We start from the raw sequence: 13,949 nt of genomic DNA, 5'->3' as shown, positions 1-13,949 counted from the left end.
AACTTTCAGCTCTCATCCACTCCCCACCAGCGCATTGTCTGACGGCAGTGGTGGTCAATTGCCTTCGCAGCCTGTTCGGCGTCTTGAGCGCGCAGCGCTGAGATGATGGCGAGGTGTTCATCCATGGCGCTCGCAATGCGGTTGACCAGAAAAGCGCGGGCGGCTTGAATTACAGCAAGACGGTTTCGGTTCGCCTCATAGACGTCGCGCAGAAAAGGATTGTCCAGCCCGCTCGCCAGCAGGTCGTGCAGGCTGAGATCGGTTTCGAGGGCCTGAGCCGGCAGATCTCCAGTCCTGCCGGATTGCGCCAGCTGCAGCATCGTTTCATGCGCGCCCCGCAAACGGTTGAGCGGCATCGGCACGCCGCCTTGGATCAGACGGCAGGCACCCTCCTTGTCCAGTAGGGCCCGCATGTCCAGACAGGCGCGCGTCAGTTCCGGGCTCGCGTCCATCACCACGATGCCGCGCTTAGGTAGGATACTGACCAGGGATTGTGTCTCTGCCCGTTTGACGGCCTCGCGGGTGGCGGCAATCGGAAAGCCTACCAATTCGCCAAGTTTGGGCATGGAAATGAACTCATTGGCCCTGAGAGCGCCGTGCCGCAAAGCTGCGAGCAGCGCTTCAAAAGCCTGGTCCGCCTGTAGTGCTTGTCCTGATCCGGGCGCGTCTTTCATCCTCAACCCTTTGAATATCAAATGAAACAGAAAGTCCTTCAAGAAATACAGATAGATGACTTCGTGAATTCCTGATTGTCTCAGATATAGCATAACACGTAACATTTTACAAAAGATGCCAGAGAGCATGTGAAATGTGACAGCAAGGGAGGAACGCATGTCAAGACAGCAACAGGAGATTGGAGCGGGAGGTCGGGAGGAGGGAACCCGAATGCCGCACATCTATGTGATCCTATTCGTATTCACCGCATTGGCCGCGGTGGCAACGCATTTCGTGCCGGCCGGGCTCTACGACCGGGTGACATTGCCCAACGGACGCAGTGCCGTCGATCCAGACTCTTTCCGCTATGTCGAGGCCAGCCCGATAGGCTGGGAACAGTTCATGCTGGCCGTCCCGAAGGGGTTAGTGAACGCCTCGACGGTGGTGTTTTTCACCTTCATCATTGGTGGCATGTTCATGGTAATCCGCCGCACCGGCGTGATCGATGTGGTGGTGGACAAGCTGACCCGGCGCTTCGCGGCGCGCAGCGTGTTGATGGTGCCCGCGCTGATGGTGATTTTTGCCGTGGTGGCGACACTGATCGGCACTCAGGAGTTGGCGCTGGTCTACGTGCCGGTGATCCTGCCGCTGATGATTGCGCTGCGGTTTGACTCGATTACTGCCGTTGCTACCGCTCTGCTGGCCACCACTGCGGGCTTTACCGCCGGAGTGCTAAACCCGATCAACACCGGGCTGGGTCAGACCATCGCCGAGTTGCCTCTCTACTCTGGTGCCGGGTTGCGGGCGCTGCTGTTCATTTGCCTTCTGGGGGCCGGGATCGCCTACCTGATGCGCTATGCGCTGCGGGTGCAGAAAAACCCGGAGGCCAGCCTGCTGGCCAATGATCCCAAGGAGGCAGCCAAACGCGAAGCCTATGTACATGACCTGGATGCGCCGGCAATGCGCTTTACGATGCGTCAGGCCTGGGCCGGAGTTGCCGCGCTCATGTTTTTGGGCCTGATGGTCTGGGGTGTGCTGACCAGAGGCTGGTTCATGATGGAAATGGCGGGGCTGTTCGTGCTGATGGGCGCGACAGTCGGGCTGATTGCCGGGCTATCGCCGGGCAAGATCTGCGAGGCCTTCAATGAAGGTTTCCGCGACGTACTGATGGGCGCGATCATCGTCGGCTTGGCCCGTGCGGTGGCAGTCATGCTGGAGCAAGGCCAAGTGATGGACACCCTGGTTCATGGCTTGGGCAATCTGGTCGGCGACTTCCCCAGCTCTGTCTCAGCAGTCGGGATGTTCGTATCGCAGCTTGGTTTTAACTTTGTGGTGCCGTCAGGCAGTGGTCAGGCGTTGGTAACAATGCCAATCATGGCGCCGGTTTCGGATTTGATCGGGGTCACCCGCCAGAACGCAGTGCTGGCCTATCAGCTTGGCGATGGTCTCTCCAACATCTTCTACCCGACGTCCGGCTATTTCATGGCAACGCTCGCATTGGCCGGGGTGTCTTGGGATCTCTGGGTCCGGTTCTTCCTGCCGCTGTTCGGGATTTGGGTCGGAATTGCAACCGCATTTTTGATTTACGCGCAAGCAGTGAACTGGACCGGCTGAAGCGAAAACGGGAACTACACGGAACATGCGGTGGCCGCTTGGCGGCCGCCGTGTAGTGTTTGTCAGTATTGCGCAAGGTGCAAACCGGCCTGCATAAAGATGATCTGTGCATGCTGCTGCATTCCGGCTCGTCCGCGCGTGGCACAGGGATTTTCAGGGGCTGGATGATAGCTGGAAACAGGGGGGCGCTGCGGGAGCCGTTCGTACGCAGGCAGCCCCAAAGTGACCGGTGCGAAGCGAGGTTGGTTGCTGTTGCCGCACATGCACAAACCGCGCCTCGACTTCCCGGAACCTGACATTCAAGCAGTCAAACGCGGCTTTTTGCCCTCAATGTCGGCAGTGAGCCCTTCTTGCCCGCGCTGAAAATGAAGCTCTTCGCAGTTGCAGCATAGTATCCTGTGCCGCAGACGGCCCATTCCTGCCGTTGGCCGATACCTAGCAATGCTGCGATGCGGCCCGTCGAACCTGCCATTCGCTGCGACTGCCAAAAACAAGAGGGACGCGGATTCACAGTTCGCGGGACTTTGCCGCCATCTACATCGCTAAAGGCAGTGTCAGCTTTCAGTGCGAATCGTAAAATTCAAACGACGTTATTACCATCGTGCGAGATCAGGTTTCGGCCTAGTTGTTCAGTCCCGGCATTTGGTGGATCGGATTTAGGATGAATCGATCTGGCTCTGATGTCCAGATCTTGCAGATGTATTCGTAAGGCGTAAGCCCGCTGAGGGTCTTGAGGCGTCGCGCGAAGTTGTAGGCTGCCATGAAGTCGGCCAGGTGTGTTCGCAACTGATCGTGGTTTTCGTAGTGGAAGCGTTTGACGGTCGCGTCCTTTATGGTGCGGTTCATTCGTTCGACCTGGCCGTTGGTCCACGGATGGTTTGGCTTGGTCAGTCGGTGCTCGATCTCATTTGCCTCACAGATCATGTCGAACCGCATCTGCCGTGAATATGCTGTGTTCCGGTTGCGGGGCAGCTCGGCGAACTGGATGCCGTTGTCAGTGAGGATCGTGTGGATGCGATAGGGGACGGCCTTCAGCAGGTGTTCGAGGAACTCCCATGCGGTCTTACGATCTGCCTTGCCCACGAGTTGAGTGACTGCAAATTTGCTGGTCCGGTCAATACCCACGAAGAGGTAGAGCTTGCACTCCGCCGTCTGAACCTCGGCGATGTCGATATGAAAGAAGCCGATAGGGTATCGCTTGAATCGCTGCCGCTTTGGCTTGTCGCCCTCGACGTCCGGCAGGCGCGAGATGCCATTCCGTTGCAGGCATCGATGTAGCGCCGAGCGCGTCAGGTGCGGAAGCGACGGCTGAAGCGCATAGAGGCAATCATCCAACTGCAGTAGCGTATGACGCCGGAATGCGACGATCATGGCCTCTTCCGCTTCGGTGAGAACGGTCGAACGCGGCTCCCTCGGCCCAGTCTTCAAGTCCTCCACCGTCGCCCGCTTGCGCCACTTCGCGACGGTCTTGGGATTGATGCCCAGCTCCTTGCTCAGCTGCGCGAGCGAAGCTTGCGATCGCTGTATTGCAGCTCTGACGGCGTGCGTTGTCGTGGCGCTCCCGTGACGAATTTGTCCCATAATGCTTCCTTCCATTCCTGAGAAAGGATCACACCATCAAACCGTGGGATCAAACACCTAGTTCCCAGTGGCGTCGACAGCTTGAAAATGGGCCATCTGCGCAGTGTGTGCCTTCTGAAATGCAGGACGATCCGTCACGCGCTGGATGTAAGCTTCGGATGCCGGGCGATCACCAAAGGACCGAATTTTTTTCACCCGGAGCACATCAGCCAGCAGCAGATCAGCGACGGTAAAGCGATCCGATACCAACCACTCGCGTTCGCTGAGAAGCCCTTCGATATGAGACAGGCGGCTTTCGAGCCAATCGGTGAGACCGTTTTCTTTGGCGCCGGTAATTTCCAGAAACCACCACGGAACAGATACCATTTCGACAGAATTGAGCGCGGCTATTGTCCATTGAAGTGTCTCAGCTTCCCCAACAGGATCGCCAGGCATCAGATTTTCGTTCTTGCGCGCAATATGCAGCAAACAAGCCCCGCTTTCGAATATCTCGATTTCACCATCCTTTATGAATGGCACCTGACCGAAGGGCTGGCGGGAAAAATGTTCGGAGGTCTTCTCCGCGAGCGGGACAGTGCTGACATCGTAGCTGATACCGGCTTCTTCACATGCCCATCTGAGCCGCAAGTCCCGCACAAAGCCAGCGGGACCATTGGTCATTGGAACCCAATCCAGCGTCCATATTTCAAGTTTGTCTGTCATCCTCAGGCTCACGCTTCTGGCGTTCTACGTTTGGACCAAGCTCTCACAAAGCTGACGTTTGTGCAAAACGCAGCATCGGTCACTTGAGAGACTGGGCGTATTCCTCTAGCTGCGTCGCGACGGTGCCCCAACCGTCATAGAAGCCCATGTCTTCATGGTTCTGGCGTGCTTCAGGCGAGCGGTGACGGACGGTCGCGGTGTAGGTTGTGCCGCCCTTTCCGTCGTCTGCAAATTCGATAATCGCCGTCATGAACGGATCAGCAGCAGGCTTCCAGCCTTCGCTGTAGGTGTCAGTGAAGACAAGTCGCTCACCATCCACGATTTCGAGGTAGACGCCCTCGTTTTCCATGAGGTTGCCTTCGACACTCATCGTTGTGTTGAACTTGCCGCCGACCCGCAGGTCGATTTCGCAAGCGTCGATTCCATGCGGTTTTGGCACAAAGAAGTGCTTGATGTGTTCTGGCGTTGTCCAGCAATCCCAAAGCATCGAACGCGGCGCATTGAGTGTGCGGGTGAAGGTCAGGTCGGTCTTCGGATCGAGTTTCATTTGTTGCGCTCCTGCATGAGGTTCTTGATGTAATCGTCAAAGCGGTCGAGCCGTCCTTCCCAAGTTGCGCTTTGCTCGCGCAGCCAATCGTTGGCTGGCGTGAACGCATCGGGAGACAACTCGCAGGTCCGCGTTCGACCTTGTTTCTTCGAGATGATGAGGTTTGCCGCTTCAAGTTTCTTCAGGTGTTCCATGAAGGACGGCAGCGCCATGTCGTGCGGCTCGGCCAACTCGCTCACTGACGCTTCGCCACGCGCAAGGCGTTGAAGGATCATGCGCCGGGTCGGATCACCAAGTGCAGAGAAGCAAAGATCAAGATGCGATTCATACTTAGACATATCCCTTAGTAACATTTCGGGAGTGTGCGATCAAGTTACTAAGGAGAAATCCTAAGTGATGGAATGGCTGCCTTTCGTCACCACGCAGCATTTGGTAGGTGTGGGCTTATTTTGTTGAAAAACTCTTCCTTGATTGAGGCCTGAACTGCTGATTCAATTCGTCCCGTGAGCGGTAGGAGTGGCGGATGTTGGGACCTAGGCAGGAAGCGCAGGCAGCACTTTTCTACGAGTTCTCGCTGGAGGATCACATCCCCACGGATCACCTGCTGCGATCCATTGATCGTTTCGTCGACCTGAGCAGCATTCGGACACATCTGGCAGATTTCTACAGCCACACCGGGCGGCCCTCCGTCGATCCCGAACTCCTCATCCGGATGCTATTGGTGGGCTATTGCTTCGGCATCCGGTCTGAGCGGCGGCTCTGCGAGGAGGTGCATCTGAACCTCGCGTATCGGTGGTTTTGCCGCGTCGACCTGACCGACAGGATCCCGGATCATTCAACGTTTTCCAAGAACCGGCATGGGCGTTTTCGCGACAGCGAACTTCTGCGACACCTGTTCGAGACGACCGTCGCCCGCTGTATCGAGGAAGGTCTCGCCAGCGGTCAGCGCATGGCAGTTGATGCCAGTCTGATCGAAGCGGATGCGAACAAGCAAAACTCAACACCGAAGGAAGAATGGGATGCGTCGTCCATCGATGCCGTAGATGCACCCCGCGCAGTCCGAGAGTATTTCGACACGCTGGATGAGGCTGCGTTTGGCGCGGCCAGCGATGTCCAGCCCAAGTTCACTTCGCATTCCGATCCGGCCAGTCAGTGGACAGCGGCGCGGAAAGGACCTGCTTTCTTTAGCTATTCCGACAATTACCTGATCGACACAGATCACGGTGTTATCTTGGACGTGGAACCCACCCGTTCGATCCGGCAAGCCGAGGTTGGATCGACAAAAACCATGCTAACGCGGGTAAAAGACAAGTTCGGATTGGTCCCTGACTGGATGATCGCCGACACAGCCTATGGTTCCGGCCCAATGCTCGGCTGGCTTGTAGATCGCAAGATCGATCCTTACATCCCGGTGATCGACAAGGCCGGACGCCCTGATGGCACCTGGGCGCGCACAGATTTCGACTGGGATGCACAGAACGATCAATATATCTGCCCCGAGGGTCACGCGCTCAAGCAGTTCCGTCGGAATTATTCCGATCCGGACCGGGGCCCGACCGGCAAGGGCCGCGCGAAGTATCGTGCTCTGAAACTGACCTGCCAGGTTTGCCCATCCAAGCCGAAGTGTTGCCCCAATGCTGACACCAGGTCGATCACCCGTGAAGAACACGAAGATGCCCGCCAAGTTGCCAGGGATTTGGCCAAAACTGATGAATACGTGATTGCGATGAAGCTTCGGAAGAAGGTCGAAATGCTCTTCGCCCATCTGAAACGCATTCTCGGACTCGGACGACTACGATTACGTGGGCCGTGCGGAGCAAATGACGAATTCCTCCTCGCCGCCACCGCCCAAAACCTCCGCAAACTAGCCAAGATCCTTCCTGCACCGCAGCAATCGCGCAAAGCCTGATGAGAAAGGCGCTCGCGATGGATTTTGAGCAGCTATTTCTGCGTACGCAAACGTTAGTTTTTCCACAAAATCCGGACAGAGCTGGCTTTCGCTGCGGTCGCTCGAAGGGCTACTATCGGAATTTTCCAACTATATTGAAGCCTCCTCGACGGCTTCTCGAACTGTCTGGAAAACACCCTTCAGTTCATCTTTTCGAACGCCACCGAAGGCGAGACGCAAAGCCTGAGGGACTGCAATAGTCGTTGCAAATGGCTCTGCTCCTGACGCCAAAACGCCCTGCTCCTTCAGGCGTGTGACAATGGGTTCGGATCGAACACCCTTGTCGAGAGGCAACCAAGCGAAGCCTGCGTAGCGATGCGAAAGAACGGACGATCCACCAAGAACGGTTCGGCAAAGCCGCTGGCGTTCTGCGCCGTCCCGCCGCCGGGTCTCTTCGGAACCGGCAAGCGTGCCGTCCTCCACCCAGCCCGTGACCAGACCGGAGATCAGCGCCGGGGCGTTCCAGGTTGTCGCCCTGATCGCTTCAAGCAATCTGTCTGTGTGGGTCGCGGGCGCGATCAAGTAGCCCAGGCGCAAGCCTGTCGCGAGGCTCTTGGAAAAGCCCCCAACATAGACCGTTCGCTCCGGCGCGAGAGCGATGAGGCTTGGCGGCGGATCTGGCTCCAGAAACGTGTAGGCCGCGTCTTCGATGAGTAACAGGTCATGCGTGCGCGCGATTTCGATCAGACGCAGGCGAGTCGCCTCATTCATGACCGCACCCAATGGATTGTGGACAGTCGGCATCAGATAGACCGCCCGCAACTTGCGCGCGCGACACTGTCGTTCCAGATCGTCGGGGTCCATCACGCCGCCCCGTCCCTCAACCGGAACAATTTCGAGGCCCTGCAACGCCGCAACGGATTTGAAGCCGGGATAAGTCAGGGTGTCGGTTGCGATCCTCTCGCCGCGTTGAAAGAGGCCGAGGGCGATGGTCGCCAACCCATGCTGGCCGCCTGACGTGACCAGAAGGCATTCGGGGTCGATAGGACCAAGGGTCGAGGCAAGGCTTTCCGCAATGATCCGTCGTTCATGCGTTCGCCCGCCGTGAGGCTGGTAACGCAGCATCGCCTCAAGGTCGCCCGCCGCCGCAAGCCGCCGCAGGCCGGCCCGCAACATATCCGCATCGGCGGCGTCCCCCGGCATGTTGAAAACCAGGTCAATGAGGCCATCGCTGGCGGTCTGTCGGACCCCCAGCGTGGGGGGTAATCCGAGATCGCGGACAAAGGTGCCACGCCCGGCTTCGCCGACGATCAAGCCCCTTCGCTCCAGCTCGCCGTGGCAAGGGCTATGTTAAACTGTTCCGCAAACGCGCGGTGCGTTGGCAGCTTTGTGCCCGGAGTCAGCTTGCCCTCCTGAATCGCCGTCGAGAGCATGTCGGCAAGGCGTATGCATCGGGCTTTTCCCATGTTCTCACTGTATCTAGTACAATAGAAAAATTGTCCTGCAGACTACCTCGTGACATTCCGAACTCAAGTCAATCTTAAAGGCTCGCGCCCCATGTCCAAATTGATCCCGGTTTCACTGCTCGCCCTTGGTCTGTTCACGGTGACGTTCGCCGTAAACCTTCAGGCTCCGCTCTACGATGCCTATGCGGTCGAAAGTGATGTCGGGGCAACGGCGGTGACGGTCGCGTTCGCGGCCTATGTTGGGGGTCTCATGCCGACGCTGTTGCTGCTCGGCGGGCTTTCGGACCGGATCGGGCGACGTGTTCCGATTGCACTGGCGTTGATCCTCGGCGCCGTTGCGACAGCGCTTCTCGTCCAGGTGCCAAGCTGGACAAGTCTTGCCGTCGCGCGCTCCCTGCTAGGGATCGGAACCGGTCTGGCGACGACCGCCGGGACGGCTTACATGACGGAAATTCTTGGCTCGGATCGCGCTAAGAATGCCGCCCTTATCGTTACCTCTGCCACATCACTCGGCTTTGGCAGCGGCGCTCTGGCGACCGGTATCAGCCTCGGGGTGCAGGGGCCGACACTCTTGCCTGCCAGCTACATCGCCCTGTTCGTGGCGGCTCCGCTCATTGCGGTGATTACCCTCAGACTGCCCCGAATGGACAAGCCCCGGAGCGCGTCCCTTTTGCGCCTGCCGGTCTTCCCTTCCGGGACATGGATGTTCGGGGCCGCAATGGCGCTGGCCTGGTCCACGACCGGCATGACCATCGCGGTCGTTCCGCTGGAGCTTGCCGCGAACGACCTCGGTGGATGGACCGGACTCGTCATCTTCTTGGCAATCTTCGTGGGGTTTCTCTGCCAACCGATTGCCCGGCGGATGACCAATGACCGCGCGCTCGCCCTCGGGTTCGTTCTGATCCCGCTCGGCTTCCTCGTCCTTCTGGCTGGTGTGTGGCTGAAGATTCTTGCATTCGTTCTCGTCGGCACCTGCATCACCAGCGCGGCAAGCTACGGCTTCACCTATCTCGCTTCATTGGCGGAAGTTTCGTTGCGTGCGCCGGACGACCGGGCGCGGGCGACGGCGGGTCTGTTGGCCTATGCGTATTTCGGGTTCTCACTTCCCGTGATAGCCAGCGGCGCACTGGCCGATATGCTCGGTCTCCGCTCGGCGATGGTGGTATTCGCAGCGGTCCAGATCACAGTCACGGCGATCATAGTGCTGACGTGGAAACGAAGGACCGTTCCGCCCGCCGCAGCCTTCGATGCCGGAAAGTGCCGTGACGGACGCAGAGAACAGAATGCAATTACCTGACTAACGAAGTTGCCATTCGCACGGGACGCAGCATTCGGTAGAATGGGCTCAAAGCGGACATGCGGCGGTTCGGCAGCAGGGTCGCAGCGATTCCGCACCAGGTTCCAGCCGTCAGATGACTGCTGTCAGCCCTTTCCAGACATTGGTTAGATGCTTCGCCATCAGGCAAAGACAACTGCGAAGCAATCGCTCAGACTTTTTGATTGTTAGCCAAGCTGATGGGGTGGATGGCTCCTGCTTCAACCGGCGTCGCAATGCGCCATAATGCAGGTGTCTAAATCTGCTTTGAGAGGAGCCACCCCATGCAAGTTACCACAATCGGCGTTGACCTGGCCAAGAACGTTTTCCAAGTCCATGGTATCGCAGAGAACGACGATGTGTTGTTCAACAAGCCCCTGAGACGGGCGCAGTTTCTGCCGTTCTTTGCTAAGTTAGAACCCGCCTGATCGGTATGGAGTCTTGCAGCAGCGCCCATCATTGGGCCCGCGAATTGACGGCCTTGGGCCACGAGGTGCGTTTGATCCCACCGATGTATGTGAAGCCCTACGTCAAGCGAGGGAAGTCAGATGCAATCGACGCCGAGGCAATCTGTGAAGCCGTGACACGACCCACGATGCGCTTTGTTGCGATCAAAACGGTTGAGCAACAAGCTTTGCTGTCGCTTCATCGGGCTCGCGACCTTTTGGTCCGTCAAAGGACGCAGCTGATCAACGGCCTACGTGGCCTGGTTGCTGAGTTCGGTGTCTACATCCCCAGAGGACTGGCCCGCGTGATTGGGTTTGCTGAGGATATCACACTTGGTGAAGTGCTCGACTTGCCAGACATTGCCAATGAGGTGATCCGCAACCTGTCAGAACAGTTGATGGCATTGCATAAGCGGATCCGATGGTATGAAGAGCGCCTCAAGCAAGTGGCCAAAGAAGATGCGCGTGTCCGTTTGTTGCGCACGATACCCGGCGTCGGCGCGGTGACGGCTTCTGCGATCATCGCCAGCATCGGCGACGGGCATCAGTTCCGAAATGGCCGGGAGTTCGCCGCTTGGCTGGGCTTGACGCCTGCCAATAAATCCAGCGGAGGCAAGGAAAAGCTGGGACGGATCACCAAGATGGGTGACCAGTATTTACGCTCGTTGCTCGTCGTCGGCATGACATCACTGGTCCGACAAACGCGGTCCCACCCTGAACGTGCCAGCAAGTGGCTGACGTCACTGCTCGAACGCAAACCCGCCCGTGTAGCGACTGTTGCCATGGCCAATAAGACCGCCAGGATCGTCTGGGCTGTCCTGACCCGCGACGAACCCTACGGCCCCCGTACGGCAGCCTGAGAAGAAAGGAACCACGAGTTAGCAAGACCCGCGAGATGATGGTGCATAAGTCTGCCGCCAAATCCAAGACACTCCGCCGAATGTCCCGGGCGTCATAGCCCGCTAAGCTGTAAGGAACTTGGTTTGCGGCACCCATCAGGGCCAGCGGTCAAAACCGCGCAAACAGGCCGGACACATGGCTGCTTCTGACAAATGCACAATTCTGATCAAATATGTCTTGCTATGCAGGAGCCATCCACACAGGACATTCGCTGAGGGTGGGATTTCGAGGACCTCGGGCGGTCCTAATGGGCGGAAACTCATTCTGAAAGTCATTATTGCCCTGCCTTCATGTGAGACGAACCTGTAAAAGGTGCCTGAATTCTGAAGTAGCCCAACCTGGTTCTGGAACCAGATTGGGCAGCTGTAGACTTGTATCGGATCAACATGTGATATGACATTGATTCAATTGCGAATGTGTTAGAGTGCCCCCATGTCGCCCAAGTTAGAAATTACCCCAGCCTACGGCCGCAGGAGGTAGATCTTTCTCGATAGTATTTTCCACTACCGAAGACAGGCGATGGACAAGAGGAATTTGTGGTTCAGTCATTGGCTTCTCTGCACCATTTTTCTCTTTGAATTTTGAGATTTCCTGATTCAGTGTGTGCGCGTCTTTCGACAGAAGTTGGCAAGAAGCAGACGTTTGTTCTACCATTGCAGCATTCTGTTGAGTAGCTTGGTCAAGCTGGGAGACGCCCGTATTTATTTCGTTCAGCGCAATTGACTGTTCTGCAGCACCGTTGGAAATCTCACGAATGTGGTTTGAAATCGTGGTCACGCTCCCAATAATCTGTTGCAGTTCTTCGCCAGATTTTCCGACGAGCTTCACACCATTCCCCACGTGTTGGTTACTCTCGCTGATCAGTTGCTTAATTTCACCAGCGGCATCAGACGACCTCTGTGCTAGTCCCCTGACTTCCGATGCGACGACAGCAAAACCGCGCCCAGCTTCTCCGGCTCGCGCCGCTTCAACGCCAGCATTCAATGCAAGCAGGTTTGTCTGGAAAGCTATGTCATCGATAACACCAATGATCATTGAAATCTGCTCAGACGAATTTTCGATTTCAGACATTGCGGTAATGGCATTGTTGACAACCTCGCCGCTGAGTTCCGCAGACGACCTAGCTTCGGAAACAATTTCATCGACTTTTCGTGCGCCATCTGCGGAAGCATTCACCGTAGAGGTCAGTTCCTCAAGAGCTGCAGCGGTTTCCTCAAGTGTCGCGGCCTGACTTTCCGTCCGGTGGGAAAGCTCATTGGCTGCTTGGGTGATCTCTTCCGCAGTACTCCCGACACCTGCAGTTACTTGCTTGACCGACCCGATTGTATCGGACAACTGTTCAAGAGATTGATTGAAGTTGACATAGAGATCACGGAATTCCTCGCTCGCATCTTCTGACATTCGAATCGTGAGATCGCCATTGGCGAGATCTTGCAGGCCTCCACTCAAGTTCTCAACGGCCTGAGCGATTTCCTGTGAGCGTTGCTTTTCACGCTTCTCTTGGTTGCGGCGTTCGATTTCGCCGTCACGGAACACTAGCAAGGCTTGGGCCATTCGTCCCAGTTCATGTTTATGTTCGCCGCCGGTAATCTGGACAGCCATATCTCCGCCTGCCAGTTGCTCAGTTCGGTCGGCCAAACCCCGCACTGCTCCAGCGATCCAGCGACCGATCGCTACAGCAAGGACGATTGAGGTGAGCGCCGCGAGAGCTCCGACCAAAGGCATAAGCCAGCTCATCCTGTCCACAATGGTTTGACCTTCGGGACCCAAAGTGTCCTGGCGGGCAACGGCAGCTTCGATCACTGCCCCATAGCGGTTCCGAAGCTTTGGCCCGATTGCATCCAATTCGTTTGTACGAATGGTGTTACGGTTCGCGATGACGGAATGGATTTCTTCCGCTGTCGAAACGTAAACGCTTTTTAGCATTTTGACAGTTTCGGCTAGCTCTCTGCGACGTGGGTTCTGCAGGCTTTTCAGAAGGGTGTGCATTTGTTCTTCTGCACTAGAAAAATGCTGTTTTACGCGATTAAATGCCCCCTCATCGTTGTTGAGCAGGAATCGTTCCATGTAAAACCGACCCAGCATCACCTCTTGCTGGGCTATCCCCGCATAGAATGCCGCCTCAAGATCTTCATCCCGGTAGGCTGTTTCCATAATTTCTGTGAGCGCCAAACGCATCTGGGGACCGACTTCAACAATCTTCTTTACAAGATCATTGCGCTGTTTCTGCAAACCAACCATCTGATCAAATGAGTTGCCGTAAGAAACTGCAATCTGTTTTAGGCCTTGCAGCTCAACCAGCATATCTGGATGATCCGCGAAAACTGCTTCTAAGCGCGCGTCTTCGACAATATCTTGGACGTTCTTTCGGACTTCAGAAGCGGCGGCATCATCGGGAGAAATGCGGTACTTCAAAGCCGCCAGTCTCGCCTCAAAAGTCTCAGTTACGAAATGGTTAACCAGAAGTGTCTGACGCGCGGACTCGCGGTACTTCTTGAAGGTGGCTCCCAGTGTCGTTACAGCGATGAAGCCAAAAACAGCTAACCCTACCACCATAAAGAACATTGTGATGTAACCCGAAAAGACGCGGGCAGATATTGATAGTCTTTCCATTAGAAACCTCCGATAAAGACGCAAGATCCAAGCAAGGTTTCACCACTAGTTGGCGGTTTGAGCACCCAGCGAAAAAGTTGTTTGCTTTGCGATATTGCGTGGTGTGGCCGCAAGGCACTGAAATTATTAAGCTCGGAAGATCTTGATGCAGCACACTTGCAAAAAGATTAAGGAAGATCCGTTCATCTATCGGTTGTTTTTTGGGCGGGAATTTGCAAAATTT

11 protein-coding genes and 1 pseudogene are annotated in these 13,949 nt (G+C 56.4%); 4 read left to right on the top strand and 8 right to left on the bottom strand.

Annotation, left to right across the window (positions count from 1 at the left end):
- Positions 1–5 precede the first annotated feature (5 nt).
- Positions 6–833, bottom strand: a complete 828-nt coding sequence (locus R1T40_RS21735; protein ID WP_317387079.1) for a GntR family transcriptional regulator — start codon at positions 831–833, stop codon at positions 6–8.
- Between the two features lie 52 nt (positions 834–885).
- On the opposite strand from R1T40_RS21735, the gene R1T40_RS21730 reads away from it, so the two are divergent.
- Positions 886–2,268, top strand: coding sequence for a YfcC family protein (locus R1T40_RS21730; protein WP_317387078.1), 1,383 nt, complete (start codon positions 886–888; stop codon positions 2,266–2,268).
- A gap of 621 nt (positions 2,269–2,889) precedes the next feature.
- On the opposite strand, the gene R1T40_RS21725 is transcribed toward R1T40_RS21730, so the two are convergent.
- The 4 genes from R1T40_RS21725 to R1T40_RS21710 all read right to left on the bottom strand — a co-directional run bounded on the left by R1T40_RS21725 (position 2,890) and on the right by R1T40_RS21710 (position 5,436).
- The gene (locus tag R1T40_RS21725; RefSeq protein WP_317387077.1) at positions 2,890–3,849 is read right to left on the bottom strand and encodes an IS481 family transposase; all 960 of its coding nucleotides are present in this window, start codon (positions 3,847–3,849) and stop codon (positions 2,890–2,892) included.
- Positions 3,850–3,906: 57 nt separating this feature from the next.
- Complete coding sequence (locus R1T40_RS21720; protein ID WP_317387076.1) at positions 3,907–4,551, bottom strand: glutathione S-transferase family protein; 645 nt, start codon at positions 4,549–4,551, stop codon at positions 3,907–3,909.
- Between the two features lie 79 nt (positions 4,552–4,630).
- A complete protein-coding gene (locus R1T40_RS21715) occupies positions 4,631–5,098 on the bottom strand; it encodes an SRPBCC family protein (RefSeq protein WP_114963889.1) in 468 nt (155 codons plus the stop codon).
- Complete coding sequence (locus R1T40_RS21710) at positions 5,095–5,436, bottom strand: ArsR/SmtB family transcription factor (RefSeq protein ID WP_114963890.1); 342 nt, start codon at positions 5,434–5,436, stop codon at positions 5,095–5,097. The genes R1T40_RS21715 and R1T40_RS21710 overlap by 4 nt, the downstream gene beginning before the upstream one ends.
- A 185-nt stretch (positions 5,437–5,621) precedes the next feature.
- Between R1T40_RS21710 and R1T40_RS21705 the strand changes: the two genes are divergently transcribed.
- Positions 5,622–7,007, top strand: a complete 1,386-nt coding sequence (locus R1T40_RS21705; RefSeq protein ID WP_317387075.1) for an IS1182 family transposase — start codon at positions 5,622–5,624, stop codon at positions 7,005–7,007.
- Positions 7,008–7,136: 129 nt separating this feature from the next.
- Here R1T40_RS21705 and R1T40_RS21700 read toward each other — a convergent pair whose 3' ends face one another.
- Entirely contained in the window at positions 7,137–8,300 is a 1,164-nt protein-coding gene (locus R1T40_RS21700; protein ID WP_317387074.1) for an aminotransferase-like domain-containing protein, read from the bottom strand.
- Positions 8,297–8,419, bottom strand: a complete 123-nt coding sequence (locus R1T40_RS21695) for a hypothetical protein (RefSeq protein WP_317387194.1) — start codon at positions 8,417–8,419, stop codon at positions 8,297–8,299. The genes R1T40_RS21700 and R1T40_RS21695 overlap by 4 nt, the downstream gene beginning before the upstream one ends.
- Positions 8,420–8,543: 124 nt before the next feature.
- Between R1T40_RS21695 and R1T40_RS21690 the strand changes: the two genes are divergently transcribed.
- Positions 8,544–9,749, top strand: a complete 1,206-nt coding sequence (locus tag R1T40_RS21690) for an MFS transporter (RefSeq protein WP_106165679.1) — start codon at positions 8,544–8,546, stop codon at positions 9,747–9,749.
- 302 nt (positions 9,750–10,051) lie between these two features.
- Positions 10,052–11,073, top strand: a pseudogene (locus tag R1T40_RS21685) (IS110 family RNA-guided transposase).
- A gap of 484 nt (positions 11,074–11,557) precedes the next feature.
- On the opposite strand, the gene R1T40_RS21680 reads toward R1T40_RS21685, so the two are convergent.
- Positions 11,558–13,726, bottom strand: coding sequence for a methyl-accepting chemotaxis protein (locus tag R1T40_RS21680; protein WP_106165677.1), 2,169 nt, complete (start codon positions 13,724–13,726; stop codon positions 11,558–11,560).
- Positions 13,727–13,949 lie beyond the last annotated feature (223 nt).

Origin of the sequence: Tritonibacter scottomollicae, assembly GCF_032924845.1 — a bacterium.
Classification (GTDB): domain Bacteria; phylum Pseudomonadota; class Alphaproteobacteria; order Rhodobacterales; family Rhodobacteraceae; genus Epibacterium; species Epibacterium scottomollicae.
The sequence above is the reverse complement of the archived record's forward strand: the minus strand, read 5'-3'. Positions and strand labels throughout refer to the sequence as shown.

Coding starts and splice junctions, on each gene's coding strand:
- R1T40_RS21735 (WP_317387079.1), bottom strand. CDS start 833: ATGCGTTCCTCCCTTGCTGTCACATTTCACATGCTCTCTGGCATCTTT.
- R1T40_RS21730 (WP_317387078.1), top strand. CDS start 886: ATGCCGCACATCTATGTGATCCTATTCGTATTCACCGCATTGGCCGCG.
- R1T40_RS21725 (WP_317387077.1), bottom strand. CDS start 3,849: ATGGGACAAATTCGTCACGGGAGCGCCACGACAACGCACGCCGTCAGA.
- R1T40_RS21720 (WP_317387076.1), bottom strand. CDS start 4,551: ATGACAGACAAACTTGAAATATGGACGCTGGATTGGGTTCCAATGACC.
- R1T40_RS21715 (WP_114963889.1), bottom strand. CDS start 5,098: ATGAAACTCGATCCGAAGACCGACCTGACCTTCACCCGCACACTCAAT.
- R1T40_RS21710 (WP_114963890.1), bottom strand. CDS start 5,436: ATGTCTAAGTATGAATCGCATCTTGATCTTTGCTTCTCTGCACTTGGT.
- R1T40_RS21705 (WP_317387075.1), top strand. CDS start 5,622: ATGTTGGGACCTAGGCAGGAAGCGCAGGCAGCACTTTTCTACGAGTTC.
- R1T40_RS21695 (WP_317387194.1), bottom strand. CDS start 8,419: ATGCTCTCGACGGCGATTCAGGAGGGCAAGCTGACTCCGGGCACAAAG.
- R1T40_RS21690 (WP_106165679.1), top strand. CDS start 8,544: ATGTCCAAATTGATCCCGGTTTCACTGCTCGCCCTTGGTCTGTTCACG.
- R1T40_RS21680 (WP_106165677.1), bottom strand. CDS start 13,726: ATGGAAAGACTATCAATATCTGCCCGCGTCTTTTCGGGTTACATCACA.